Genomic DNA, 24,460 nt, shown 5'->3' on the forward strand with positions numbered 1-24,460 from the left:
ACACCGAGAGCATGCTTGGACAGAAGGTCGCCGACCTTCCAGTGCAGCTGTCCGGCGGAGCCACCGGAACCTTGTCCGATTATGCCGGCCGCTGGCTGGTGCTCTATTTCTATCCGAAGGACAGCACGCCCGGCTGCACGCTGGAGGCGATCGAATTCGACGCGATGCTGCCGAAGTTCCGGCAGTGCGGCGCCGCGGTGCTGGGCGTGTCGCGCGACTCGCTGAAGTCGCACGTGAACTTCATCGCCAAGCAGGGCCTGCAGTTCGACCTTGCCAGCGACGGCGACCAGATCCTGTGCAATGCGTTCGACGTGATCAGGGAAAAGACCCTGTACGGGCGCAAGGTCGTGGGCATCGAGCGCAGCACGTTCCTGATCGACCCCGATGGCGTCGTGCGACAGGCCTGGCGCCGGGTCAAGGTGCCCGGCCATGTCCAGGCCGTCCTTGCCGCCCTGCAGTCAGCACGGGCGCAGTGAACGGCCCTGCCATCATCTTTTCCTGCCGCCAGGCCTCGCCTGCCGCGGTAATGCCTCCCTGTCCGAAGCCCAGGAACCCGCACGCATGACGCGCAGCAACCGCATCTACGTCCTCGACACGAACGTGCTGATGCACGATCCGACCGCGCTGTTCAAGTTCGAGGAACACGATGTCTTCCTGCCGATGCAGGTGATCGAAGAGCTGGACAACGCCAAGAAGGGCACGTCCGAGGCGAGCCGCAACGCGCGCCAGGTGAGTCGGTTCCTCAATGAACTGATCGAATCGGCGGGCAGCGCGAACATCACCACCTCGGGAATCCCGCTGGTGCTGCCGCACGGGCTGCAGCTGCGCGGATCGCAGAGCAACGGCAAGCTGCACTTCCAGACCGACAACTTCGATGCGGGCAAGCGCTTCGGCGCCGTGATCCCGGACAACCACATCCTCGGGGCCATCCTTGCGCTGAAGGAAAGCACGCCCGATTCGCGCGTCGTGTTCGTGTCCAAGGACATCAACCTGCGCATCAAGGCGTCCATTGCCGGGATCGTCAACGAGGACTACCAGAACGATCGCGCGCTGGACGATTTCAGCCTGCTGTACACCGGAGCCAGGGAACTGCCCGCGGACTTCTGGCAGCAGCACGGCAAGGAGCTGCGCTCCTGGACAGATTCAGGACGCACCTTCTACGAAATCGCGCGCACCAAGGACGACGACTGGTACGCGAATGAATTCCTCTACCTGCCCGGCGACCACGAAGCAGAATTGAAGGTCTCGAAGGTCGGCGAAAACAAGGTGACGTTGCAGATCGTCGACGATTACCGGCATTCGCAGCACGCGGTCTGGGGAATCCTTGCCCGCAACCGTGAACAGAATTTCGCGCTCAACGCACTGATGGATCCCGAGATCGATTTCGTGACCCTGCTGGGTACCGCCGGCACCGGCAAGACGCTGCTGGCGCTTGCAGCCGGACTGGCGCAGACGATGGACCAGCAGCGCTATCGCGAAATCATCATGACCCGCGCCACGGTCAGCGTCGGCGAGGACATCGGTTTCCTGCCCGGCACCGAGGAAGAAAAGATGACGCCGTGGATGGGGGCGCTGACCGACAACCTCGAAGTGCTCACGCACAACCAGTCCGGTGGCTCATGGGGGCGTGCGGCCACCAACGACCTGCTCGCCAGCCGCATCAAGATCCGCTCGATGAACTTCATGCGCGGCAGGACATTCCTCAGCCGCTGGCTGATCCTGGACGAGGCGCAGAACCTGACGCCCAAGCAGATGAAGACCCTGATCACCCGCGCGGGTCCCGGCACCAAGATCATCTGCCTGGGCAACGTCGAGCAGATCGATACGCCGTATCTCACCGAAACGACATCCGGCCTGACCTACGCGGTCGACCGCTTCAAGTCATGGGCGCATAGCGCGCACATCACCTTGCGCCGCGGCGAACGCTCCAGGCTGGCTGATTACGCGTCGGAAGCCCTGTAAGGAAACGTCTTCGCCGGGCGAGCCGCGTGACCGGACACGCTGGGGAGTGCTGATGAAATCGATGGCCGCCAGGCAGTACCTGCGGATGTTCGAGCCTAAGCTGTTGACCGTGCTGCGCGCGGGCTACGGCTGGGTCGACCTGCGCCGCGATGCCATCGCCGGATTGACGGTGGCGATCGTGGCGTTGCCGCTGGCAATGGCATTGGCGATCGCCAGCGGCACCACGCCCGAAAAGGGCCTGTATACGGCCATCATCGCCGGGTTCCTGATCTCGGCATTGGGCGGTTCACGTGTGCAGATTGGCGGCCCGACAGCAGCGTTCGTGCCGGTGGTATTCGTCGTCATCCAGAAATTCGGATTCGATGGGCTGATCCTGTGCACGCTGATGGCCGGCGTGATGCTGATCGCCGCAGGCCTGCTGCGCCTTGGCACCTTGATGAAATACATGCCGCAGCCGGTGATCACCGGCTTCACCGCGGGCATCGCGGTCAGCATCTTCTCCAGCCAGGTCAAGGACCTGCTCGGCCTGCGCATGGGCACGGTGCCAGCGGATTTCCTGCCGCGCTGGACCGCCTATGCGCAACATGTCGCCACGACGCAGCCGTCGGCGGTGGTGATCGCGATCGTGGGACTCGCGCTGATCGCAGGTTTGCGCCGCTGGCGGCCGAACTGGCCCGGCTTCCTGATCGCACTGGTGGCCTGCACGGCGCTTGCCATCGGCCTTGCGCTGCCCGTCGAAACCATCGGATCGCGCTTCGGTGGGCTGTCGTCGACGTTGCCCCACCTGGTCGTCCCGCGCATCCCCCTGGACCGCGTCTTTGAACTGCTGCCGAGCGCGTTCACGATTGCTTTCCTGGCGGGCGTCGAGTCCCTGCTGTCGGCGGTCGTTGCCGATGGCATGACCGGCGGCCGCCATCGCTCCAACGCCGAACTCGTGGCGCAGGGCGTTGCGAACCTGGGCTCGGCCTTGTTCGGCGGCCTGCCGGCAACCGGTGCCATTGCGCGCACCGCCACCAACATCCGCGCAGGCGGGCATACGCCGCTCGCGGGGATCATGCATGCAGGCTTCCTGCTGCTGTTCATGCTGCTGCTCGCTCCGCTGATGCGCTACGTGCCGCTGGCCGCGCTGGCTGCCGTGCTGCTCGTGGTCGCCTGGAACATGAGCGAATACCAGCACTTCCGCCACACGCTCTCGGCCCCGAAGGGCGACCGACTAGTGCTGCTGCTGACGTTCTTCCTGACCATCTTCATCGACCTGACGGTGGCGATCGAAGTGGGACTCGTGGTCGCGTCGTTCGTCTTCATGTTCCGGATGGCGGATGTCGTCGAAGTCACCTCCGGGGTGAAGCTGCTCGAATCCGACAACGGCGAAACCGCCGAGGGGCTGGGCCAGCGCGCGCAGTTGCCATCGGATGTCGAAGCCTTCCAGATCAACGGTCCGTTGTTTTTCGGCGCAGCCAGCCGACTGGACAACGTGCTCGACCAGTTCCGCAAGGCACCAAAGGTCTTCATCCTGCGCATGCGGCTGGTGCCGATCATCGATGCAAGCGGCGTGCATGCCCTGCGGATGCTGCTGCAGCGCTGCCGCAAGCGCGGGATCGTGCTGGTCGTGTCGGGACTGCAAACGCAGCCATTGCGCGTGGTGCACCAGATGCATCTGACGCCACAGGACGGCGCCCTGCATTTCGTGCCTGATTTCGCGACAGCCCTCGCACTGGCCAACAAACTGGTGAACGAACCATCCAGGCAGGACGCGGAAGGATGAACGACCCACGGCCGGTGTCGGCACTCACCATCGCCGGCTCGGACCCAGGCGGCGGAGCCGGCATCCAGGCCGACCTCAAGACATTCGCGGCGCATGGCGTGCATGGATTGAGCGCCATCACCGCGCTGACCGCACAACATACGCGCGGCGTCACTGGCGTGTTCGTGCCGCCGGTATCGTTCCTGCAGGCGCAGATCGATGCCTGCTTCGATGACTTCCGCATCGGCGCGGTCAAGATCGGGATGCTGGCGACGTCGGACGTCATCCACGTGGTTGCCGATGCGATCGAACGGCACGCGCCAGCGGTCGTGATCCTGGATCCGGTGATGATCGCCACCTCGGGCGCGACGTTGCTCGCCGACGACGCCCTCGACGCCCTGCGCACGCGCCTGCTGCCACTGGCCTGCCTGCTGACCCCGAACATGCCCGAGGCCGCGATGCTGTCGGGCATGTCGATCCGTTCCGGCGCGGACACCGAAACGGCGATCGCGACACTGCATCGCCAGGGCGCCAGGGCCATCCTGCTCAAGGGCGGGCACCTGGATGAAGGCGACGCCGTGATCGATCGCTACAGCGATGGAACCCGCACGATCACTTTCAGCCATCCGCGCCTGTCATTGGACGCGCATGGCACGGGATGCACGCTTGCGTCGGCGATCGCCGCGCGACGCTGCCGTGGCGATGATCTTGCGAGTGCGTGCAGGCATGCGGGGGATTACGTCTTCGGCGCGCTGCATGCCGGATATCGGCCCGGACGCTCCACTGTCGTGGTGCTCGACCAGGCAGGGCCGCCTCCCTGGATGCATCCGCACAACAAAAAAGCCGGCGATTGATTTCGCCGGCTTTCGTGTTTTGGTGCGCCCGGAAGGATTCGAACCTCCGACCCCCAAGTTCGTAGCCTGGTGCTCTATCCAGCTGAGCTACGGGCGCAGAAGCGGAATTGTGCAGAATCGATAGGGATTCCGTCAATTTTTTTACGATGAAATCTGGCGGAGACTGAGGGATTCGAACCCTCGATGGAGTTTTTGACCCCATACTCCCTTAGCAGGGGAGCCCCTTCGGCCTCTCGGGCAAGTCTCCAACGCGGGTGACGCTCCGCGAGCGCGAAAGAATACCGTCTCAACCCTGCTGCGGCAAATTACCCGGCGCTGCGTCGGAATGCGGGGTGGTTCCATCGACCTCGTCACCGCGCTGGATCCGCTGGTAGATCTCTTCACGATGTACGGCAACGTCCTTCGGCGCATTGATGCCGATCCGGACCTGGTTGCCCTTGACACCAAGCACGGTGACGGTGACCGAGTCACCAATCATCAAAGTTTCGCCGACGCGGCGCGTCAGGATCAGCATGGGAATACTCCAGTAACCGGGCGGCTCATCCGGGTGTGCACATCAGTCATTGATGACCCGGGCCGTCGGTGATCCGCCAACATAATATCGGACGCGGGGCGCGACAAGGGAAAACGGTCGCGGTTCCGGTTCAAAGGCGTTCGGCCACCCACTCGCAGACGCCATCCAGCGCACTGATGAGCGCCGGGCCGTCGTTACCCCCGCCCTGCGCCAGATCCGCCCTGCCGCCTCCCTTGCCCCCGGTCAGGCCGGCAATGTGCGCCAGCAATTCCCCGGCCTTGACCCGCCCAGCCGCAGCGCCGCTGACGCCGGCAACCAGTGCGGCCTTGCCGTCGGCCACACCCGCCAGCACCACGACGGCGTCGCCCAACTGCTGTTTGAGCCTGTCGACCGCTTCGCGCAGCGCCTTGGCATCCAGGCCCTCGATCCGGGCAGCGAGCACACGCACGCCTCCCACCAGCGTCGCCTGCTGGGCGAGATCCGCGGTGGCACCGGACGCCAGCTTGCCCTTGGCGGCCTCGAGCTCCCGCTCCAGTCGTTTCTGGCGATCCAGCAACGCACGCAATTTGTCGCCGACTTCGGTCGCCGGAGCGCCGAGCAGGCGGGCGGCCTCGTCCAGGCGCTGCTCCTGCTGGGCCACGTGATCGAGCGCGCCCTCACCGCTCATGGCTTCGATCCGGCGCACGCCAGCCGAGACGCCACTTTCGGAAACGATCTTGAACAGGCCGATGTCGCCGGTTCGGGTGACATGCGTCCCGCCGCACAATTCGATGGAGGCGTCGCCCATGCGCAGCACGCGCACGCGCTCGCCGTACTTTTCGCCAAACAGCGCCATGGCGCCGAAATCCATCGCCTCCTGCATGCCCATGTGGTGGGTCTCGATGGGATGGTTGGCGCGGATGTCGGCATTCACGATGCCTTCGATGGTGCTCATCTCCCGTGCCGTGACCGGCTGGAAGTGGGAGAAGTCGAAGCGCAAACGGTCCGGCGCCACCAGCGATCCCTTCTGCGACACATGGGTTCCCAGCACGCGCCTGAGTGCGGCATGGAGCAGGTGCGTGGCGCTGTGGTTGCGGATCGTCGCCGAACGGCGCGACGCATCCACCGCGCCGGCGACGCGATCACCGATGCGCAGGGTCCCGCTGTCCAACTGTCCGACGTGCCCATGGAACTGCCCTGCGAGCTTCTGGACATCACGCACGGTGAAATGCGCTCCCGACGCGTCCAGCTCGCCTTCGTCACCAACCTGCCCGCCGCTCTCCGCATAGAACGGCGTGCGGTCGAGCAATACAACCGCGCTGTCACCGGCATTGATCGCGTCGACCGGGCGGCCCTCCCTGAGCAGGCCGACGATGACAAGGCCGTCGGCGGCCAGGCTGTCGTAACCCAGGAATTCCGTCGGCTCCAGCTTGGAAACGAGCTCGGCCGGCAGGCTCACGCCACCCCCGAACTTGCCCGCAGCGCGCGCGCGATCCCGCTGCTGCTCCATCAGCTGCTCGTAATCGGCCATGGCCGACGGCGCCAGCTCGCCACCCTGCTCGCGCAGGATGTCGGCAATCAGGTCAGGCGGACAGCCGTAGGTGTCGTGCAACTGGAACAGCTGCTCGCCGTCGATGAGTCCGTTGGACGCGCTGCGGAATGCCTCCAGCCGCAGCATCGCCGAGTCGAGCGTCTGCGCGAATGCGGCTTCTTCCGCCTTGAGTGCACGCTCGACCAATGCGCGTTGTTGCACGAGCTCCGGGTAGGCGTCGCCCATCACGTCGCACAAGGGACCGACGAGGCGCCAGAAGTAGCCCTCTCCACCCGACGTACCCAGTTTCCAGAAATGCCGGACCGCGCGGCGGATGATGCGGCGCAGGACGTAGCCGCGTCCTTCGTTGGAAGGCAGCACGCCATCGACGATCAGGAAACTGCACGCGCGGATGTGGTCGGCGATGACACGCAGGGACTTGTTGTCGATGTCCTGCGTACCGGTCAGCGCGGCGGCGGCGGCGATCAGGTGATGGAACAGGTCGATCTCGTAATTGCCGTGCTTGCCTTGCAGCACGGCAGCCAGCCGTTCCAGGCCCATGCCGGTATCCACGCACGGCGCCGGCAAGGACTGCAGGCTGCCGTCGGGTTGGCGATCGAACTGCATGAACACCAGGTTCCAGATCTCGATGTAGCGATCGCCATCCTCATCCGGCGAGCCCGGCGGACCGCCGGCGATATGCGCCCCGTGGTCGTAGAAGATCTCGGTGCACGGGCCGCAGGGGCCGGTGTCCGCCATCTGCCAGAAATTGTCCGACGCGTAGGGCGCGCCCTTGTTGTCGGCGATGCGGATGATGCGGTCATCCGGCAGGCCGATCTCGTTGCGCCAGATGCCGTGCGCTTCTTCGTCGGTGTGGTAGACCGTGACCAGCAGGCGCTCGGCCGGGATCTTCCAGACGTCCGTCAGCAGCTCCCAGGCCCAGGCGATCGCTTCGCGCTTGAAGTAATCACCGAACGACCAGTTCCCCAGCATTTCGAAGAACGTATGGTGGCGTGCCGTATACCCGACCTGGTCCAGGTCGTTGTGCTTGCCACCCGCGCGCAGGCAGCGCTGCACGTCGGCCGCACGCACGTACGAACGCTTCTCTGCACCAAGGAACACGTCCTTGAATTGCACCATGCCCGAGTTGGTGAACAGCAAGGTCGGGTCGTTGCCGGGAACCAGCGGTGCCGACGGGACGATGGTGTGGCCTTTTTCGCGGAAAAAGGCGAGGAAATCGCTGCGGATTTCGGAGGTGGTCTTCATCTGGGATCAATGGCTGGCGGGCGCAGTGCCGGGCCGCGAGCCGTCAATATGCGGACGCAGCGGAGGCGGTCAACCCAATGCCGTTTAGGTTAGCAGACCGGCCGCCGGCCAGCCCGCATCAATCCCCATCATTCCCGATGGCAAAGCGGATGCAGTCGCTGTCATAACCGCGTCGCAGCAGGAAGTCCGCCGCCTTTCGCTGCATTGGCAGCGGGAGGCTGTCCTGGCTGCCAAAGCGCCGCAGCACCAGCGCCCGCGCACGGGCGCGCCAATCGTCGTCCCCGGCCTCTGACAGCGCACTGAAGGCCGCCCCAATAGCCTCATGGCCGATCCCGTGACTGGCCAGCTCCGCCCGGATGTGGATCGGGCCATAACCGGCGGCGGCACGGGTCCGCACCAGGCTGCAGGCGAAACGCGCGTCATCCTGCCAGCCGGCACTGGCCATCCTCTCGACGGCCGCGTCGGCCTCGGCCGCCTCGATACCGCGCGCACGCAACTTGAGGGCCAGCTCCTTGCGCGAGTGCTCCCGTCGCACGAGCAGGGCGAGCGCGCGTTGCGCCGGCGTGACCTCACGCCGGCGTCGCGAGGTTTTTTCGGGCTGGGCCGAATCAACCATCTGTGTTGGCTACCAGACGCTTGTCGCTTATTCCTCGATCACTTCCGGTGCTTTCGGGGCGACGTCCTTCGGCACGAACTTGTCGCGGATGGCTGCCTCGAGCCGGACGGCAACCGCGGGATTTTCCTTGAGGTACTGGCGGGCATTTTCCTTGCCCTGGCCGATACGCTCATCGCCGTAGCTGTACCAGGCGCCCGCCTTTTCGACGAGCTTGGCGTCGACACCCATGTCGATCAGTTCGCCCTCGCGTGAAATGCCTTCGCCATACAGGATCTCCGTCAGGACGACCTTGAAAGGCGGTGCCATCTTGTTCTTGACGACCTTGATCTTGGTCTGGTTGCCGATGATCTCATCGCCCTTCTTGATCGAGCCGATGCGACGGATATCGATACGGACGGATGCATAGAACTTCAGCGCGTTGCCACCTGTCGTCACCTCTGGACTCTGGCCGGGCATCATCTGGCCGATCTTCATGCGCAACTGGTTGATGAAGACCACCGTGCAGTTGCTGCGCTTGATGTTGCCGGTGAGCTTGCGCAGGGCCTGGCTCATCAGGCGCGCCTGCAGGCCCGGGAGCACGTCGCCCATCTCGCCCTCGATTTCGGCCTTGGGCGTCAGCGCCGCCACCGAATCGACGACCACCATGTCGACCGCGTTGGAGCGCACCAGCATGTCGCAGATTTCCAGGGCCTGTTCGCCGGTATCGGGCTGCGACACCAGCAGGTCGTCGACGTTGACGCCCAGCTTGGCCGCGTAGCCCGGATCGAGCGCGTGCTCGGCATCCACGAACGCCGCCGTGCCGCCCGCCTTCTGGCATTGCGCGATGGCCTGCAGCGTCAGCGTGGTCTTGCCCGAGGACTCAGGACCGTAGACCTCCACGACGCGGCCTTTCGGAAAACCACCGATGCCCAGCGCGATGTCCAGCAGCAGGGAGCCGGTCGGGATGACTTCCCAGGCCTCGGCGACGCGATCGCCCATCCGCATGACGGAGCCCTTGCCGAACTGCTTCTCGATCTGGCTCAGTGCCGCCGACAGGGCGCGCTTCTTGTTTTCGTCCATCGTGGATTCCTTGGGTGGTCAGCGGGTGTGGAAGAGCTTGGCGGGTGGACGTCGCGCAGACTGAGATTGCGACGGCCCTGCAAAAACAATAGCGAGGGGTCGCGTGCGGGGACAGGCCGACAACACCGCACGGGCGCGTCGGAAATTGCCGCAGGCGCAGGCCTGGCTCATCGATTCGGCCGGACCAGGCCGCAATAGAGGCCTTCGATGGCGAAGTCCTGGTCGGGCATGACCTCGATCGGTGCGTAGTCGGGATTGCGCGGCAGCAGGCGGATCCGGTCCTTGCCGATCTTCAGCAGCTTGACGGTGATCTCATCGTCGATGCGCGCGACCACGATCTGGCCCGATCGCGCTTCGCGGGTGCGATGCACGCCGATCAGGTCGCCATCGAAGATGCCTTCGTCGCGCATCGAATCGCCCTTGACCTTGAGCAGGTAGTCCGGTGACGGCGAGAACAGGACGCGATCCAGGACCACGAACGCATCGGAGCCGATATCGGCCCCGATGGGCATGCCTGCCGCGACCTGCCCCAGCACCGGCAAGCGGACGGCATCGTCGGCATCGATCCTGTCCGCGGCGGGAGGCTCATGATCAGGATGCTCGGGCATCACCGGCTGGACCAGCCGGATGCCGCGCGCCCTGCCCGGCACCCGCTGGATCGCTCCGGCCGCCTCCAGTGCCTCGAGGTGGTATTGCGCTCCGCGCACGCCGCTGAAGCCGAATGCCTTGGCGATTTCAGCCTGCGACGGGGGCATGCCCTCGCTGGCGATGCGCTCGCCGATCAGGGCGAGGATGGCGTGCTGGGTATCGGTCAGTTCCATGGTTAGTAGTAATACTACTCATGGATCGCGTGCGTCAAGCCGTCGTCATGCGGCCAGCTCGGCGAGCCCAGCCAGGGCAGCGGCCACGGTCTGCCGCCGCACGGCTTCCCGATCACCCTCGAAGTGGAACAGTCGCGCCTGCGGATAGCCTCCCCGCCGCTTCCATGCCACCCAGACAGTGCCCACAGGCTTGTCCGACGTGCCGCCACCCGGCCCGGCGATGCCGGTCACCGCGACCGCCACGCTGGCTCCGGAGTGCACCAGTGCGCCGGAGACCATTTCGATGACCGTCTCGCGACTGACCGCGCCGTGGGTCTCCAGCGTGTACGGGCTGACGCTGAGCAGCGCCTGCTTCGCCTCGTAGCTGTATGCGACCAGCCCGCAATCGAACCAGTCCGAGCTCCCGGCGATGTCGGTGACGATCTTGGCAATCCACCCACCGGTGCAGCTTTCGGCAGTCACCAGCATTTGCCGCGCTGCACGCAACCGGACGCCGACATCCTCCGCCATGGCCTGCAGCTGAAAATCGGAGGGAGTTTCCATCGGCGATATCCGGTTGCAGGACGCCCCTTGTAAACCATGGCGCCGGAATGGAAAAGTCACGCCGCCGTGGGCGGGAAGGCCGGCATCAACCGAGTATCGATGCCTTGCTGCACGGATGTGCATCGTCGCCCAGTTCGAACTGCACTGTCGCGTGGTCGATGCCGAACTGGTGATGCAGGTCCGCGTTGATGCGTCCGAGCAATGCGTCGTCGATGGTCGCATCGGGCTTCACCAGGTGCACGGTCAGCGCCGACTCGGTGGTGCTGATGCCCCAGATATGCAGGTCGTGGACCGCCATCACGCCGGGCAGGCCTGCCAGGTAGCTTTCGATCCGCTCCGGATCGAGTCCCTGGGGCACCGCATCCAGCGCGAGATTCACCGAGTCGCGCAGCAATCCCCATGTGCTCCAGCCGATCACCGCGATGATCACCAGGCTGACCGCCGGATCCAGCCACAGCCAGCCGGTGTATCGCATGGCCAGGGCCGCCAGCACGACGCCCGCCGACACCGCCGCGTCGGCCGCCATGTGCAGGTAGGCGCCGCGGATGTTCATGTCGCCCTTGCGCCCGGAACTGAACAGCCAGGCCGTGAGGCCGTTGATGACGATGCCGACTGCCGCCACGCCCATCACCAGGCCGCTGGCGACCGGCTCTGGCTGCTGCAGGCGACGGATGGCTTCCCAGGCGATGACCGATATTGCAATGAGCAACAACAGCGCATTGCCCAGCGATGCCAGGATCGACGTCTTGCGCAAGCCATAGGTGCGCCGTCGCGTGGGCAGTCGGCGCACGAGTACCGTGGCGCCCCAGGCAAGCACGAGCCCGAGCACGTCGCTGAGGTTGTGCCCCGCATCGGCGAGCAGGGCAAGCGAATGCGCGATGCCGCCGAAGATGGCCTCGACGACGACAAATGCCAGGTTGAGGCCGATGCCGATCGCGAACGCGCGACCAAAATCGCGGACCTCGTGGGAATGGGCTTGATGGTCGGCGTGCGCATGCATCGGGCAAGTCTAGCGACTCACCGGACGGACACAATTACACCTCTGTAATGGTCCGAGCGGCTGGAGTCGTGCTTGTCGATGCCTCGCCGGGGACTTCAGGCGGCTTCGTCGATGATCGTCCGCATCGTGCGTTCGACTTCCATCGCCGTCGTCGCGATGGCGGGATCCTGCGAAACCAGGGACAGCATGTCCGTCGGCGGGACCATCCCGATCAGGGTCCGCCCGCCATCCTGGTAGACGGATATCCGGCAAGGCAACGCCATGTTGAGCGACATGTCGGCCGCGAGCACTTCGCTGGCCTGTCGCGGATTGCAGACTTCCAGCACCCTGCATTCGCTTTCCATCGGGAATCCCTTCTCACCGAGGGTCTTGCGGAAGTCGTAACTGTGCAGGAGACCGAACCCATTTCGGGCAATGGACGCCTCAAGGTCCTCGAATGCGCGGTCCACTGTCTTGGACGTCGGCTTGATGTACAGCATGGTTCTTCTCCCTGGGCCCCTGGTCGCGGCGATGGCACCGCGCACCCGGGCAACGACGCAAGGATGCCCCAGTCCTGGGAACGTCGCGTAAAAATCTCCTTGCCAGCCAACGCCGGACTGCGCGAAATCGCTTCAGGTGCCCGCTTGCTCTACACTTTTTCATCGTCCCGCGGCAGCCGTCGACACCCATGACCAGCGTCTGTTTTCCATGAATGCCGAGGGCACGCCCCAGCATTCGCCGCTGATGCGCCAGTTCTTTGCCGCCAAGGCGGGTTATCCGGACGTGCTGCTGTTCTTCCGCATGGGCGATTTCTACGAGCTGTTCTTCGACGACGCCCGCAAGGCCGCGAAACTGCTCGACATCACCCTGACCCAGCGCGGCAACTCGGCTGGGCAACCCATTCCGATGGCGGGCGTCCCCGTGCATGCGCACGAGGGTTATCTCGCGCGCCTGGTCGCGCTGGGCGAATCCGTCGCGATCTGCGAGCAGATCGGCGATCCGGCACTCGCAAAGGGACTGGTCGAACGCAGGGTCGTGCGCGTGGTCACGCCGGGAACGGTCACCGACGACGCCTTGCTCAGCGAGCGACGCGACACTCTGCTGCTCGCCATTGCACGCGGCGCCAGCGGGCCGAAATCCCCGCGCTACGGCCTGGCATGGGCCGACCTGGCCGGCGGGCGCTTCATCGTGTCGGAGGTGGACGGCGAGGATGCGCTGGAGGCCGAGCTCGCCCGTCTTGAACCAGCCGAAGTATTGCTACCCGACGAGGACGGCTGGGCGACGGCGATCACCGGACGCAGCGGCGTACGCCGGCGCGCGCCGTGGTTGTTCGATGGCGACAGCGGCCGCCGCCAGCTGCGGCAGTTCTTCGGCGTGCACGACCTGTCCGGATTCGGCATCGAGGACAAGCCGCTCAGCATTGCCGCCGCCGGCGCGTTGCTCGGCTACGTCGAGGAAACACAGAAGCAGCGCCTGCCGCACCTGACCGCCATTGCATTCGAAGCCGTCGACGGCGCGATCGCCATGAATGCCGCGACGCGGCGGCACCTGGAACTGGACTCGCGCATCGACGGCGACAACCGGACCACGTTGCTCGGCGTGCTCGACTCGACCATCGCGCCCATGGGCGGCCGCCTGCTGCGGCGCTGGCTGCATCGGCCGCTGCGCGACCGATCGACATTGCGATTGCGCCACCACGCGGTCGCGACGCTACTGGACGCGCGCGCCTTCGACGCACTGCGTGAACGCTTCCGCGCGATCGGCGACATGGAGCGCATCCTCTCCCGCATCGCATTGCGCAGCGCACGGCCACGCGACCTGTCGACGCTGCGCGACGGTCTCGCGCTGCTTCCGGCATTCCGCGCGTTGCTTGCCCCGCTCGACTCGCCGCTGCTGCAGTCGCTTGCCACGGAACTGGGCGAGCACGACGGCATCGCGCGGCTTCTCGCCTCCGCGATCGCGGAACAGCCACCCGTGCTTGCGCGCGACGGCGGCGTCTTTGCCGACGGCCATGATGCGGAACTGGATGAATTGCGGCGCCTGTCGACCAATGCGGATCAGTTCCTCGTCGACCTCGAGGCGCGCGAACGGGCGGCCAGCGGCATTGCGAGCCTCAAGGTCGGCTACAACCGCGTGCACGGTTATTTCATCGAGATCAGCAAGGGCCAGGCCGACCGCGCGCCGGTGCATTACACGCGCCGGCAGACGCTCACCGGCGCCGAGCGCTACATCACGGAGGAGTTGAAGTCCTTCGAGGACAAGGTGCTTTCGGCGCGCGAGCGCGCCCTGGCTCGCGAGAAGGGCCTGTACGAAGAACTGCTGGATCGACTCAACGAGCAACTGGAGCCCTTGCGGCGCTGCGCTTCGGCGCTCGCCGAACTCGACGTACTCGTGTGCTTCGCCGAGCGTGCGCAGGCGCTGGACTGGACGCAGCCCGAACTCGCCGACAGCCCCGGACTGCGAATCGAAGGCGGCCGGCATCCGGTTGTCGAGGCGGTCCGCGACGAGCCTTTCGCACCCAACGACCTGGTGCTCGACTGCCTGCCCGAACGTCCCGACGTGCGCATGCTCGTCATCACCGGGCCGAACATGGGCGGCAAGTCGACGTACATGCGGCAGAACGCGCTGATCGTGCTGCTCGCGCACATCGGCAGCTTCGTGCCGGCCACGCGCGCGCTGATCGGACCGATCGACCGCATCCTCACGCGCATCGGCGCCGGCGACGACCTGGCGCGCGGGCAATCGACATTCATGGTCGAGATGAGCGAGACCAGCTACATCCTGCATCACGCGACGTCGGAGTCGCTGGTCCTCATGGACGAAATCGGCCGTGGCACGTCGACCTACGATGGCCTGGCCCTCGCCGACGCCTGCGCGCGTCACCTGGCATCCGTCAATCGCGCCTATACGCTGTTCGCCACGCACTATTTCGAACTCACCGCGCTTGCCGAACCGGGCAGCGGCATCGCCAACGTGCACCTGGATGCGGTCGAGCATGGGGACGCGCTGGTCTTCATGCATGCCGTCAAGGATGGTCCGGCCAATCGCAGCTTCGGACTGCAGGTCGCTGCGTTGGCCGGCCTGCCGAAATCGGTCGTGCGCCAGGCGCGCGCACGCCTGGCCGAACTCGAACAGCAGGGCCGTGACGCACCTTCAACACCGATGACAGCCATGGCGCTGGACGCACCGCAACAGATCGGGTTGTTCGCGCCGTCATCGGCCGTGCTGGAAGCGCTCGCCGCGCTGGAGCCCGATGAGCTCTCGCCAAAGCAGGCACTCGAAGCGCTGTACCGCCTGAAGCTGCTGGGCTGAACATCCGCGTTTTTGCGGCACGCTAACAACGTGCGGAATAGCGTGTGCGTTACCGTCCCCCAAGGAACGCACGATGACGACTCCCCTGTCCTCCGATCTCGCCAACACGCTGGAAGGCGGTCCCGCGCAACAGATTGCGCAACACCTCGGCATCACGCCGTCGCAGGCCAGCGCCGCGATCGGCGCCGCGCTGCCACTGCTGCTCGGTGCACTTGGCCGCAATGCCAGCCAGCCACAGGGCGCGCAATCGCTGTACGGCGCGTTGCAGCGCGATCATTCCGGCCAGGACGTCGGCAATGTGCTCGGATCGGTGCTGGGTGGCGGTGGACAGGGCAGCCAGATCCTCGGCCACGTCTTCGGCGATCGGACGCCGCGCGCCGAACAAGCCGTCGGCCAGACCACCGGCATCGGGCAGGACAAGGCGCACGTGTTGTTGCGCTGGTTGGCGCCGATCGCGATGGCCTACGTCGCCAAGCGCATGTTCGATCGTCGCCAGGCGGCTGCATCCGATGCATCGACCGCCCCATCGGCGGCTGCGCCGGCGTCCCCGCAGGTTCTCAGCGACGTGCTTGGGCAGGAAGCCGAACATGCACAACGCCAGTCGGGCGGCCTGCTCGGCGCAGTGCTCGATCGCAACGGCGATGGCACTGTCGATTTCTCCGACCTGCTGAAGGCGGGTGGATCGGTACTGGGCGGCCTTGGCCAGCAGCCGAGTCACCGGCTATAGCGCATCGATATCCCCGAGCGCACGGATCAGGCGACGTGCGCGCTTGTCCGGCTTGACGATTGGCGCCTGGTAGCCGGCGCGCTGCGCAGCACGCGTGGCGCGTTCGGCCTCGCGACGCAGGCGCGAGTTTTCCGGCTCCTCGTACAGGCCCTGCGCGACGCTGGCCGATCCCCGCCGCGCGCTGGTCGCCCGGACCACCACCGCGAAGGTCTCCTCGCCGCGCACGATGCGCAGTTCGTCGCCTGTGCGCACGACGCGCGCGGGTTTTGCGCGTTGGCCACCGACATCCACCTTGCCCGTGTCCACGGCCTGTCGCGCGATGCTGCGCGTCTTGAAAAAACGCGCCGCCCAGAGCCACTGGTCGAGACGCACCGCACCTGGAATGGAGTCCTCGGTCACCAGGGCAAACTACCGGCTGCGCAGCATGCCGGCAACCCGGATGGGCTCGCCTGCTCGCCGGCACTGATGCTCGCCGCGGCGATGAATGCGCTGACAACTCGCAGACGCCAAATCCCCGCTCCGTAATCCCGTGCGCTGGCTGCGGATTGCCGACGAAACCGGAATCCCCCCCCCTGAAACGCAAACGGCCGCCCCAGGGCGGCCGCTCGCTGACACTGACGGGAAGATCAGGCTTTCGCGTCTGCCTTGGCCTTGGCATTCCCGGCGAGGTCTTCCTTGATGCGCGCCTTCTTGCCTTCGAGGCCACGCAGGTAATACAGCTTGCCGGCACGGACAGCACCGCGGCGCTTGACCAGCACCGATTCGATGATCGCGCTGTGGGTCTGGAAGACGCGCTCGACGCCGAAGCCATGCGAAATCTTGCGCACGGTGAACGCGGAATTCAGACCGCCGTTCTTCTTGGCGATGACCACGCCCTCATAGGCCTGCACGCGCTCGCGGTTGCCTTCCTTGACCTTGACGTTGACGACGACGGTGTCGCCGGGACCAAAGTCAGGCAATTCGCGCTGGACCTGTTCGGTTTCGAAGTTCTGCAGCAGCGTGTGGATCGAGGGCTTGTTCATGACTCGGCCTGTTGGGTGCTTGGAGGCGGTGTGGAAGCGCGAGTGCACGTGGACCCGCGTCGGGCATGGGTGGAGCTAAGCCGCTCATTATAGCGGCAAAATTTCCTGCGGTGCTAGGGGCTTACGTGCTGCTGGGATCGGAGGCGGACTCGGCAAGGAAGGCATCCAGGAGTTGCCGGTCGGCCTTGGACAGGGTCGAGGGATCGACCAGGTCCGGTCGCCGCAACCACGTCCGGCCAAGGGCCTGCTGGCGCCGCCAGCGGGCAATGTCGGCATGGTTGCCGGACATCAGGACGGCGGGCACGGTTCCCAGCTCATGCTCCACCGGCCGGGTGAAATGCGGGCAGTCCAGCAACAGTGAACCGGCGTCATCGGCGGGCTCGAAACTGTCCTGGGCCGCCGATTCGCTGTCGTTCAGCGCGCCGGCCTGCAGTCGGGCAACCGCATCGATCAGCACGGCTGCCGCGAGTTCGCCGCCGGACAGCACGTAATCGCCGATCGACAGCTCCTCGTCGACCTCGGCCGCGACCAGGCGTTCGTCGACTCCTTCATAGCGGCCACACAGGAGGATGACGCGGTCCCGGCCGGCCAGCTCGCGCACCTTGGCCTGTGTCAGTCGCTCGCCCTGCGGGCTGAGATAGATGACTGTCGCCGGCGCCGGATCCGCCTCGCGCGCTGCCTGGATGCAGTCACGCAGGGGATCGATCAGCATCACCATGCCGGGCCCGCCACCAAAGGGACGCTCGTCGACGCGGCGATAATTGCCGGTGGCGAAGTCGCGCGGATTCCAGCCGTGGATCGACAACAGCCCGCGCTCCTGCGCGCGTCCGACCACGCCGTGTCCGGCGACCTGCGCCACGAACTCAGGAAACAGGCTGACGACATCGACGCGCATTGCAGGCATTCCTAGAAATCGGCGTCCCAATCGACGGTCACCAGGCCGGCCTCGAAATCCACCGACCTGACGTAGTCCGGCTCGAGGAACGGAATCATGCGCTCGCGGTCGCCCCGCGCGACCAGCACGTCGTTGGACCCGGTCGAGAACAGGTGCGATACCGTGCCGAAATCGACGCCTTCCAGGTTCACCACGCGCAGGCCTTCCAGGTCGACCCAGTAATACTCGCCGGGCGGCGGTGGCGGCAGGGCACTGCGTGGTGCGTAGACCTCGGTGCCACGCAGGGCTTCGGCCGAATCGCGATCGTCGATGCCGGGGAAGGTCGCGACCAGGCCTTTCGCGGTTTCACGACCACGTGCCTGCGCAAGCGTGCGCTCACGCCCCTGCGCGTCGCGCAGGGTCCAGGGCTGGTAGTGGAAGATCGCTGACTTGGGCTCGGTGAACGATTCCAGCTTCAGTTCGCCGCGCACGCCAAAAGCACCGAGCACCCGGCCCAGCAGGATCATTCCCTGCGGAGCGGGGCGAGTGGATTCCATCGGTCAGTGGCCGCGCGAGGATGCGGCCAGTGGATCAGGCCGCGGCTGCGGCCGGCTGGTCGCCAGCCTTGCCGAGCTGCTTGTACAGGTCGGCGACCTTGTCGGTCATCTGCGCGCCCTGCCCCACCCAGAACTTCACCCGCTCGGCGTCGAGCTCGACGCGCTTCTCGCCACCGGTCGCGATCGGGTTGTAGTACCCCAAGCGCTCGATGTTGCGGCCGTCGCGTGCGCTGCGGCTGTCGGTGACGATGATGTGGTAGAAGGGGCGCTTCTTGGCGCCGCCACGCGTCAGGCGGATCTTGACCATGTGCTGATGTTCCCGTGTTGCCCAGTCGGCGGACGTGCCGAGGTAAGCCGGGCATTGTAAGGCATCGAAGGCCGAGGTGAAACCCGCCGCTTCCTGCCCCGGCCAGTTCCTGGAGTCAGTGGAGTGACGGCGTTGCTGGTCGCCCTGTCAGGCGGCGCATTGGCAATGCGCGCCGGGGCAAACACCGGACCCCGCCGGGAGCGCACTCCAACCGCGGAATCGTGGTGTTCTCTGGCCCCGCGCCCCACGAATGGCTGGCGTCCATCCCTTCCCGGGGCACCGTCAGGCCGGCGCTCCCGGGCATGAGCAACCGGCAAGGACTGGAACAGCCCGCGATGGCTCAGCGGAACGGCATCCCGCCACGTCCGCCCATCATTCCCTGCATGCCGCGCATGAGCCCCTTCATGCCGCCGCGGCCCATCTTGCTCATCATCTTTTCCATCTGCTGGTACTGCTTCATCAGCTTGTTGACGTCGGCCGGACCCATGCCCGAGCCCTTGGCGATGCGGGCACGGCGTGAGCCGTTGAGCAGCGCCGGATTGCGACGCTCTTTCTTCGTCATCGAATTGATGATCGCGACCATGCGCGGCACTTCCTTGCCGGTGACCTGCGCCTTGACGTGATCCGGGATCTGGCCCATGCCCGGCAGCTTGTCCATCAGGCCGGACAGCCCGCCCATGCTCTGCATCTGCTCAAGCTGGTCGCGCATGTCGTTGAGGTCGAACTTCTTGCCCTTGGCGACTTTCTCCGCGAGCTTCTGCGCCTTGTCCTTGTCGACCTGCTGCTCGACCTGCTCGACCAGCGACAGCACGTCGCCCATGTCGAGGATGCGGCTGGCGAGGCGATCGGGATGGAAGACATCCAGCCCGTCGGGCTTTTCGCTGGTGCCAATGAACTTGATCGGGCGTCCGGTGACGTAACGCACAGACAGCGCGGCGCCACCACGCGCATCGCCATCGGTCTTGGTGAGGATCACGCCGGTCAACGGCAGCGCTTCGCCGAAGGCCTTGGCGGTGACGGCGGCATCCTGGCCGGTCATCGCATCGACCACGAACAGCGTCTCGACCGGATTGATTGCCGCATGCAACGCCTTGATCTCCGCCATCATCGCCGCGTCGATCGCAAGGCGACCGGCGGTGTCGACGATGACGACGTCGACGTAGGACCTGCGCGCATCGGCAATCGCGGCGCGCACGATGTCCTCCGGCTTCTGGTCGGCCGACGACGGGAAGAACAGCACGTCGACCTGTTTGGCCAGCGTCTGCAGCTGTTCGATCGCTGCGGGACGATAGACGTCGGCCGACACCACCATCACCTTCTTCTTGCGGCGTTCCTTCAGGTGCTTGGCGAGCTTGGCGACGGTCGTCGTCTTGCCTGCGCCCTGCAGGCCGGCCATGAGGAAGACAGCGGGCGCCGGCACGTTGAGGTTCAGGTCGCTGGCCTGCGCGCCCATCACCGCGGTCAATTCGTCGCGCACGACCTTGATCAGGGCCTGGCCCGGCGTCAGCGACTTCAGGACTTCCTGGCCGACGGCGCGGACCTTGATGCGCTCGATCAGCGCCTGCACCACGGGCAGCGCGACATCGGCCTCGAGCAACGCGATGCGCACCTCGCGGGTGGCTTCGCGGATGTTTTCCTCGGTCAGGCGGCCGCGCCCGCGCAGGCGGGTCATGGTGCCGGACAGGCGCTGGGTCAGGGATTCGAACATCGTCGGGATCGCGTCGGTGCAAGGGGATCGCGAATTATAAGGGCGCGCCCGATGCGCGCCCGCGCCTTCGCAGCAGCCGACGCTAATGCGACACTTCCACGATGACCTTCACCCTGCTCGCCGTCGTCCTCTACGCGATCGCCACGGCGATGCTCGTGCGCTCGCTGTCGCGCGGCATCGCCGAACCCACCAGCTGGACCGCGCCCGCCGTGCTGGCACTGCTGGCCCACGCCGGCTTCCACGTCGCGGCCTGGCGTGAGGCGAATGGGCTGGATCTGCACTTTTTCGCGGCGCTGTCGCTGGTCGGGCTGGGAATGGCCGCGCTGACGACCCTGTTTGGCGCTGCCGGGCGCATGGCGGCCCTGGGCGTCGTTGTGTTCCCGATGGCGGCGCTGTCGCTGCTCGGTTATGCCGGCTACGGCCACGTCCGGCCCGAAGGATTGGACTGGCGCCTGCAACTCCACGCCTGGTGCGCCCTGCTCGCGTACGCCACGCTGGCCATCGCGGCCATCCTGGCCTCGATGCTGTGGGCACAGGAACGCGCGCTGCGACGGCGCCGGTTCCACGGATGGCTGCGCGCGCTGCCGCCACTGACCGAGCTCGAATTGCTCCTGTTCCGCACGATTGGCGTGGGCTTCATCCTGCTCACGGCAACCCTGCTGACCGGCGTGCTGTTCGTGGAGAACCTCCTCCAACAGCAACTGGTGCAGAAGACCGTCCTCAGCGTGTTGTCCTGGTTGCTGTTTGGGGGACTGTTGCTGGGCCGATGGCGCTACGGCTGGCGCGGGACGACGGCCGTGCGCTGGACGCTGTCGGCCATGGCCCTGCTGGTCCTGGCGTTTTTCGGCAGCAAATTCGCGCTTGAGGTCGTGCTGCCCCACGCTTCCTGAACAGGTCCGGCGGCCGCACGTCCTTGTAGTAACAATATTTGCATTGACAAATATTGTTCGGGCGGGAATCATGCGCTCCGCCATGAAGCTCCCCCCGACATCCAGCTGCACCGGCTCCACCCTCGGACTGCTGTTCCGGCAGCTCCGGGACGGCATGTGGGCGCGCATGGAGCACGAACTCGCCGGCGCCGGCCATGAGCTGACCTTCAGCCAGTACATCGTGCTCAAGGAGCTGGCCCATGGCACGGCGAGCGTGACCGAGCTCGCGCGCTCCGCCCAGCTGGACCCCGGAGCGATGACGCGCCTGCTGGACAAGCTGGAGGCACGCGGTTACGTCGCGCGTGTCGCGGATCCGGCCGATCGCCGCGCGCTGCATATCCACCTGACCGATACCGGCCGTGCCATGTGGGAAGAGGTCAACCATCTGGGGCTTCGGGTCAGGCAGCGCGCAATGCGCGGCCTGGGCGAAGCCGACGTGGAGCGACTGACCCGCCTGCTGGAGCAGGTTCGCGACAACCTCTATTCGGACGACTGACCATGCCTTGCGACCGGTTTTCCAATACTGCGCGCGTTGCGGCAGCCGCCCTCGCCGTCATGCTGGCCGGCTGCGCGAGCACGCACGGGCTTGCTCCCGAAGGCCACCCGACCGATGCCGACCAGCTGTCTGCCGGACGCAGCTTCGGTGCGTTCTCGCCCGCGGACTTTCCCTCCAATGACTGGTGGATGGCGTTCGGCGATCCGCAACTCGATGCACTGGTGGCGCAGGCCTTGCAGGGCACGCCGACCCTGGACGTTGCCGACGCGCGCCTGCGCCAGGCCATCGCCCAGGCCGGGCTCGCCGACTCGGCGCGCAAGCCCCAGCTCGGCGTGGGCGCGCAGTACTCGGGAATCCGGATTCCCGAAACCGTCGCGCCGGCACCGCTCGGCGGCGCCTACACGGGCGTCATCCTGCTCAACCTCGATTTGAAGTACGACCCGGATTTCTGGGGAGTGCGACGTGCGAAGTGGCAAGCGGCCCTGGGCCAGGCGCACGCTGCCCAGGTCGACGCCCAGGCCGCTCGCGTGGCGCTGGCGAGCAACGTCGTCTCGACCTACATCACGCTCGCGCAGGCCTTCGCGGCGCAGGACGTCGCGGTGGCCGACAAGGATCGCGCCTCGCACCTGCTGTCGCTGGCCGGTCAACGCGTCAAGGCCGGGCTCGACAGCCAGTTGCCGGTGCGCCAGGCCGAAGGTGGCGTCGCCAGCGCGTCGCAACAGGTCGAGGCGGCGCAGCAGCACATCGCCGCTGCACGCAATGCCCTGGCTGCACTGCTCGGCAAGGGACCGGATGCCGGATTGGCAATCACGCGACCCACGGTGTTGACGGCGCCCTCGCCCGGCGTGCCCGCGGTGCTGCCGAGCGAATTGCTCGGCCATCGCGCCGACGTCGTCGCCGCGCGCTGGCGTGTCGAAGCGGCATCCCAGGGCATCCGCGCAAGCAAGGCGGCGTTCTATCCGACGGTCAACCTGTCGGGAATGCTCGGGCTGGCATCGGGTGGCCTCTCCGATCTCCTCAGCAGCAAGGCATTGCTGGTGCAGGGCGGGCCGGCGATCAGCCTGCCGATCTTCGATGGCGGCGGTCTGCGCAACCAGCTGGCCAGGAGCGACGCCGATTACGACCTGGCGGTCGCCGACTACAACCAGATCCTCGTGTCCGCGCTGCAGCAGGTCGCTGACGCGCTGCAGTCGGCGCGCTCGCTCGACGCGCAGATCGCATCCGCGCAACGCGCGCAGGCCTCCGCGAAGGCGGCATGGCAACTCGCGCAGATCCGCTACCGCGCCGGCCTCGCCACGCAGCTGGACGTGCTTGTCGCGCAACAACCGCTGCTGCAATCCGAACAGCAACTCGCCGCGCTGCACGCGCAGCGGCTCGCGGCCACCGTCGACCTCGATCGCGCGCTTGGCGGCGGCCTCGACCTCGCCGCCACCACCCCAATCACCGAACCAGCCAAGGCCATCGCGCAATGACCACCGAACTGAATCCCAACGCGGCAGAACCTGCGAAGCGCAAGCCGAGCAAGCGCAAGCGCGCATTGTTCATCCTGGTCGCCGTCGTCATTGCCGCCGGCATCGGCTGGGGGCTGTGGTATTTCCTCGTTGGCCGCTGGCACGAAGGCACGGACGATGCCTACGTGCAGGGCAATGTCGTCAGCATCACCTCGCAGGTGGCCGGCACGGTGGTCAGCATCGGCGCCGACGACGGCATGAAGGTCCAGGCCGGACAGGTGCTGGTGCAACTCGACCCCAACGACGCCAGCGTCGCCTACGGGCAGGCTGTCGCGAACCTCGCCAACACCGTGCGCCAGGTGCGCGGCCTGTACAGCACCGTCGAGTCCGGACGCGCCGACATCGCCGCCGAGCAGGTCAACGTGCAGAAGGCACGCGCCGACGTGCAGCGGCGCAGCGGGCTGGTCGCCACCGGCGCGGTCTCGGCGGAGGAGTTGGCGCATGCGCGTGAAGCGCTGTCGGCCGCCGAAGCAGCGCTGTCGTCCTCGCGCGGCGAGTTGTCGCGCAGCAGCGCGCTGGTGGATTCCACCACGCTCTCCGACCAGCCGCAGGTGCAGGCCGCAGCCGGGCAGTTGCGACTGGCCTACCTCAACCTGCAGCGCGCGGCGATCATCGCGCCCGTGTCCGGATATGTCGCCAAGCGCAGCGTGCAGCTCGGCCAGCGCGTGCAGCCCGGCACGCCATTGATGACCGTCATTCCGCTGGAACAGGTCTGGGTCGACGCCAACTTCAAGGAAACCCAACTCGGGCGCATGCGACTGGGCCAGCCGGTCGAACTGACCTCCGATCTCTATGGCAGCGACGTCACCTACAAGGGCCGGCTCGTCAGCCTGGGGCTGGGCACCGGCGCGGCGTTTTCACTGCTGCCTGCGCAGAACGCCAGCGGCAACTGGATCAAGATCGTGCAGCGCGTGCCGGTTCGGATCGAACTGGATCCAAAGCAGCTCGCCGAGCATCCGCTGCGACTGGGCATGAGCATGTCCACGGACGTCACCATCCGCGACCAGTCCGGGCCGGTGCTGCCTGCGGCGGTGCCCGCCAAGCCGGTGCTGTCCACGCAGGTTTTCGCACAGCAACTGCGTGATGCGGATGCCGTGATCGCGCGGATCATCCGGGACAACCTGCCAAACCCACGGCACGGCTGATCCC

At 66.3% G+C, this 24,460-nt stretch carries 24 protein-coding genes and 2 tRNA genes; 10 read left to right on the forward strand and 16 right to left on the reverse strand.

Annotation, left to right across the window (positions count from 1 at the left end):
• Positions 1-11: 11 nt before the first annotated feature.
• The 4 genes from GST15_RS04780 (at position 12) to thiD (ending at position 4,560) form a co-directional block, all read left to right on the forward strand.
• A complete protein-coding gene (locus GST15_RS04780; RefSeq protein ID WP_159016456.1) occupies positions 12-476 on the forward strand; it encodes a peroxiredoxin in 465 nt (154 codons plus the stop codon).
• An 85-nt stretch (positions 477-561) separates the two neighbouring features.
• Positions 562-1,962 carry a PhoH family protein gene (locus GST15_RS04785; RefSeq protein ID WP_159016087.1) on the forward strand — a complete coding sequence of 467 codons (1,401 nt, stop codon included), beginning with the start codon at positions 562-564 and terminating at the stop codon, positions 1,960-1,962.
• Between the two features lie 52 nt (positions 1,963-2,014).
• Positions 2,015-3,727, forward strand: coding sequence for a SulP family inorganic anion transporter (locus GST15_RS04790; RefSeq protein WP_199268712.1), 1,713 nt, complete (start codon positions 2,015-2,017; stop codon positions 3,725-3,727).
• Positions 3,724-4,560 (forward strand): bifunctional hydroxymethylpyrimidine kinase/phosphomethylpyrimidine kinase, encoded by an 837-nt coding sequence (gene thiD / locus GST15_RS04795; protein WP_159016088.1) that lies wholly within the window; start codon positions 3,724-3,726, stop codon positions 4,558-4,560. Before GST15_RS04790 ends, thiD begins: the two co-directional genes overlap by 4 nt.
• Before the next feature lie 20 nt (positions 4,561-4,580).
• Here the strand turns inward: thiD and GST15_RS04800 are convergent.
• The 10 genes from GST15_RS04800 to GST15_RS04845 all read right to left on the reverse strand — a co-directional run bounded on the left by GST15_RS04800 (position 4,581) and on the right by GST15_RS04845 (position 12,368).
• Positions 4,581-4,657: transfer RNA gene (locus GST15_RS04800), tRNA-Arg, on the reverse strand.
• 57 nt (positions 4,658-4,714) lie between these two features.
• Positions 4,715-4,807 (reverse strand) — tRNA-Ser (locus GST15_RS04805).
• A gap of 39 nt (positions 4,808-4,846) precedes the next feature.
• Positions 4,847-5,074, reverse strand: coding sequence for a carbon storage regulator CsrA (csrA, locus tag GST15_RS04810; protein WP_159016089.1), 228 nt, complete (start codon positions 5,072-5,074; stop codon positions 4,847-4,849).
• Between the two features lie 130 nt (positions 5,075-5,204).
• Positions 5,205-7,850 (reverse strand): alanine--tRNA ligase, encoded by a 2,646-nt coding sequence (gene alaS, locus GST15_RS04815; protein ID WP_159016090.1) that lies wholly within the window; start codon positions 7,848-7,850, stop codon positions 5,205-5,207.
• Positions 7,851-7,968: 118 nt separating this feature from the next.
• Positions 7,969-8,466, reverse strand: coding sequence for a regulatory protein RecX (locus tag GST15_RS04820; protein ID WP_159016091.1), 498 nt, complete (start codon positions 8,464-8,466; stop codon positions 7,969-7,971).
• 27 nt (positions 8,467-8,493) lie between these two features.
• Positions 8,494-9,525: a recombinase RecA gene (gene recA / locus GST15_RS04825; RefSeq protein WP_159016092.1), complete on the reverse strand. Its 1,032-nt coding sequence runs from the start codon at positions 9,523-9,525 to the stop codon at positions 8,494-8,496.
• 167 nt (positions 9,526-9,692) lie between these two features.
• On the reverse strand, positions 9,693-10,346 hold the full coding sequence (gene lexA / locus GST15_RS04830; RefSeq protein WP_159016093.1) for a transcriptional repressor LexA: 654 nt from the start codon (positions 10,344-10,346) through the stop codon (positions 9,693-9,695).
• Between the two features lie 45 nt (positions 10,347-10,391).
• Complete coding sequence (locus GST15_RS04835) at positions 10,392-10,889, reverse strand: CinA family protein (RefSeq protein WP_159016094.1); 498 nt, start codon at positions 10,887-10,889, stop codon at positions 10,392-10,394.
• Positions 10,890-10,974: 85 nt separating this feature from the next.
• On the reverse strand, positions 10,975-11,889 hold the full coding sequence (locus GST15_RS04840; RefSeq protein WP_159016095.1) for a cation diffusion facilitator family transporter: 915 nt from the start codon (positions 11,887-11,889) through the stop codon (positions 10,975-10,977).
• Positions 11,890-11,984: 95 nt separating this feature from the next.
• On the reverse strand, positions 11,985-12,368 hold the full coding sequence (locus GST15_RS04845; RefSeq protein WP_159016096.1) for a DUF302 domain-containing protein: 384 nt from the start codon (positions 12,366-12,368) through the stop codon (positions 11,985-11,987).
• 208 nt (positions 12,369-12,576) lie between these two features.
• On the opposite strand from GST15_RS04845, the gene mutS reads away from it, so the two are divergent.
• Together mutS and GST15_RS04855 are read left to right on the forward strand one after the other, a co-directional pair.
• Positions 12,577-15,180: a DNA mismatch repair protein MutS gene (mutS, locus tag GST15_RS04850; protein WP_159016097.1), complete on the forward strand. Its 2,604-nt coding sequence runs from the start codon at positions 12,577-12,579 to the stop codon at positions 15,178-15,180.
• Between the two features lie 73 nt (positions 15,181-15,253).
• Positions 15,254-15,907 carry a DUF937 domain-containing protein gene (locus GST15_RS04855; protein ID WP_159016098.1) on the forward strand — a complete coding sequence of 218 codons (654 nt, stop codon included), beginning with the start codon at positions 15,254-15,256 and terminating at the stop codon, positions 15,905-15,907.
• Here GST15_RS04855 and GST15_RS04860 read toward each other — a convergent pair.
• The 6 genes from GST15_RS04860 to ffh form a co-directional block, all read right to left on the reverse strand.
• On the reverse strand, positions 15,902-16,306 hold the full coding sequence (locus tag GST15_RS04860; protein WP_233263048.1) for an RNA-binding S4 domain-containing protein: 405 nt from the start codon (positions 16,304-16,306) through the stop codon (positions 15,902-15,904). The two genes, GST15_RS04855 and GST15_RS04860, sit on opposite strands and share 6 nt — an antisense overlap.
• 227 nt (positions 16,307-16,533) lie before the next feature.
• Complete coding sequence (rplS, locus tag GST15_RS04865; protein WP_159016099.1) at positions 16,534-16,929, reverse strand: 50S ribosomal protein L19; 396 nt, start codon at positions 16,927-16,929, stop codon at positions 16,534-16,536.
• Positions 16,930-17,050: 121 nt separating this feature from the next.
• Positions 17,051-17,824: a tRNA (guanosine(37)-N1)-methyltransferase TrmD gene (gene trmD / locus GST15_RS04870; RefSeq protein ID WP_159016100.1), complete on the reverse strand. Its 774-nt coding sequence runs from the start codon at positions 17,822-17,824 to the stop codon at positions 17,051-17,053.
• 11 nt (positions 17,825-17,835) lie between these two features.
• Positions 17,836-18,330, reverse strand: coding sequence for a ribosome maturation factor RimM (gene rimM, locus GST15_RS04875; protein ID WP_233263080.1), 495 nt, complete (start codon positions 18,328-18,330; stop codon positions 17,836-17,838).
• Positions 18,331-18,394: 64 nt separating this feature from the next.
• A complete protein-coding gene (rpsP, locus tag GST15_RS04880; RefSeq protein WP_159016102.1) occupies positions 18,395-18,667 on the reverse strand; it encodes a 30S ribosomal protein S16 in 273 nt (90 codons plus the stop codon).
• A 340-nt stretch (positions 18,668-19,007) separates the two neighbouring features.
• On the reverse strand, positions 19,008-20,375 hold the full coding sequence (gene ffh / locus GST15_RS04885) for a signal recognition particle protein (protein ID WP_159016103.1): 1,368 nt from the start codon (positions 20,373-20,375) through the stop codon (positions 19,008-19,010).
• Between the two features lie 101 nt (positions 20,376-20,476).
• On the opposite strand from ffh, the gene GST15_RS04890 reads away from it, so the two are divergent.
• From GST15_RS04890 to GST15_RS04905, 4 genes are all read left to right on the forward strand, one after another.
• Positions 20,477-21,265 (forward strand): cytochrome C assembly family protein, encoded by a 789-nt coding sequence (locus GST15_RS04890; RefSeq protein ID WP_159016104.1) that lies wholly within the window; start codon positions 20,477-20,479, stop codon positions 21,263-21,265.
• Positions 21,266-21,347: 82 nt separating this feature from the next.
• Positions 21,348-21,800 (forward strand): MarR family winged helix-turn-helix transcriptional regulator, encoded by a 453-nt coding sequence (locus GST15_RS04895; RefSeq protein ID WP_159016105.1) that lies wholly within the window; start codon positions 21,348-21,350, stop codon positions 21,798-21,800.
• 59 nt (positions 21,801-21,859) lie between these two features.
• Positions 21,860-23,272 carry an efflux transporter outer membrane subunit gene (locus tag GST15_RS04900; RefSeq protein WP_233263049.1) on the forward strand — a complete coding sequence of 471 codons (1,413 nt, stop codon included), beginning with the start codon at positions 21,860-21,862 and terminating at the stop codon, positions 23,270-23,272.
• Positions 23,269-24,456: an HlyD/EmrA/EmrK family protein gene (locus tag GST15_RS04905; protein WP_159016107.1), complete on the forward strand. Its 1,188-nt coding sequence runs from the start codon at positions 23,269-23,271 to the stop codon at positions 24,454-24,456. Before GST15_RS04900 ends, GST15_RS04905 begins: the two co-directional genes overlap by 4 nt.
• Positions 24,457-24,460: the final 4 nt, after the last annotated feature.

Origin of the sequence: Cognatiluteimonas profundi (assembly GCF_009792795.1) — a bacterium.
In the GTDB taxonomy this organism is placed as follows: Bacteria; Pseudomonadota; Gammaproteobacteria; order Xanthomonadales; family Xanthomonadaceae; genus Cognatiluteimonas; species Cognatiluteimonas profundi.

Bases quoted from the DNA above. Each gene is read 5' to 3' on its own strand.
- GST15_RS04780 (WP_159016456.1), top strand. From the start codon at position 12: ATGCTTGGACAGAAGGTCGCCGACCTTCCAGTGCAGCTGTCCGGCGGA.
- GST15_RS04785 (WP_159016087.1), top strand. From the start codon at position 562: ATGACGCGCAGCAACCGCATCTACGTCCTCGACACGAACGTGCTGATG.
- rpsP (WP_159016102.1), bottom strand. From the start codon at position 18,667: ATGGTCAAGATCCGCCTGACGCGTGGCGGCGCCAAGAAGCGCCCCTTC.
- alaS (WP_159016090.1), bottom strand. From the start codon at position 7,850: ATGAAGACCACCTCCGAAATCCGCAGCGATTTCCTCGCCTTTTTCCGC.
- csrA (WP_159016089.1), bottom strand. From the start codon at position 5,074: ATGCTGATCCTGACGCGCCGCGTCGGCGAAACTTTGATGATTGGTGAC.
- GST15_RS04900 (WP_233263049.1), top strand. From the start codon at position 21,860: ATGCTGGCCGGCTGCGCGAGCACGCACGGGCTTGCTCCCGAAGGCCAC.
- trmD (WP_159016100.1), bottom strand. From the start codon at position 17,824: ATGCGCGTCGATGTCGTCAGCCTGTTTCCTGAGTTCGTGGCGCAGGTC.
- GST15_RS04890 (WP_159016104.1), top strand. From the start codon at position 20,477: ATGACCTTCACCCTGCTCGCCGTCGTCCTCTACGCGATCGCCACGGCG.
- GST15_RS04895 (WP_159016105.1), top strand. From the start codon at position 21,348: ATGAAGCTCCCCCCGACATCCAGCTGCACCGGCTCCACCCTCGGACTG.
- thiD (WP_159016088.1), top strand. From the start codon at position 3,724: ATGAACGACCCACGGCCGGTGTCGGCACTCACCATCGCCGGCTCGGAC.
- rimM (WP_233263080.1), bottom strand. From the start codon at position 18,330: ATGATCCTGCTGGGCCGGGTGCTCGGTGCTTTTGGCGTGCGCGGCGAA.
- rplS (WP_159016099.1), bottom strand. From the start codon at position 16,929: ATGAACAAGCCCTCGATCCACACGCTGCTGCAGAACTTCGAAACCGAA.
- GST15_RS04820 (WP_159016091.1), bottom strand. From the start codon at position 8,466: ATGGTTGATTCGGCCCAGCCCGAAAAAACCTCGCGACGCCGGCGTGAG.
- GST15_RS04835 (WP_159016094.1), bottom strand. From the start codon at position 10,889: ATGGAAACTCCCTCCGATTTTCAGCTGCAGGCCATGGCGGAGGATGTC.
- recA (WP_159016092.1), bottom strand. From the start codon at position 9,525: ATGGACGAAAACAAGAAGCGCGCCCTGTCGGCGGCACTGAGCCAGATC.
- mutS (WP_159016097.1), top strand. From the start codon at position 12,577: ATGAATGCCGAGGGCACGCCCCAGCATTCGCCGCTGATGCGCCAGTTC.
- GST15_RS04840 (WP_159016095.1), bottom strand. From the start codon at position 11,889: ATGCATGCGCACGCCGACCATCAAGCCCATTCCCACGAGGTCCGCGAT.
- lexA (WP_159016093.1), bottom strand. From the start codon at position 10,346: ATGGAACTGACCGATACCCAGCACGCCATCCTCGCCCTGATCGGCGAG.
- ffh (WP_159016103.1), bottom strand. From the start codon at position 20,375: ATGTTCGAATCCCTGACCCAGCGCCTGTCCGGCACCATGACCCGCCTG.
- GST15_RS04845 (WP_159016096.1), bottom strand. From the start codon at position 12,368: ATGCTGTACATCAAGCCGACGTCCAAGACAGTGGACCGCGCATTCGAG.
- GST15_RS04855 (WP_159016098.1), top strand. From the start codon at position 15,254: ATGACGACTCCCCTGTCCTCCGATCTCGCCAACACGCTGGAAGGCGGT.
- GST15_RS04790 (WP_199268712.1), top strand. From the start codon at position 2,015: ATGAAATCGATGGCCGCCAGGCAGTACCTGCGGATGTTCGAGCCTAAG.
- GST15_RS04905 (WP_159016107.1), top strand. From the start codon at position 23,269: ATGACCACCGAACTGAATCCCAACGCGGCAGAACCTGCGAAGCGCAAG.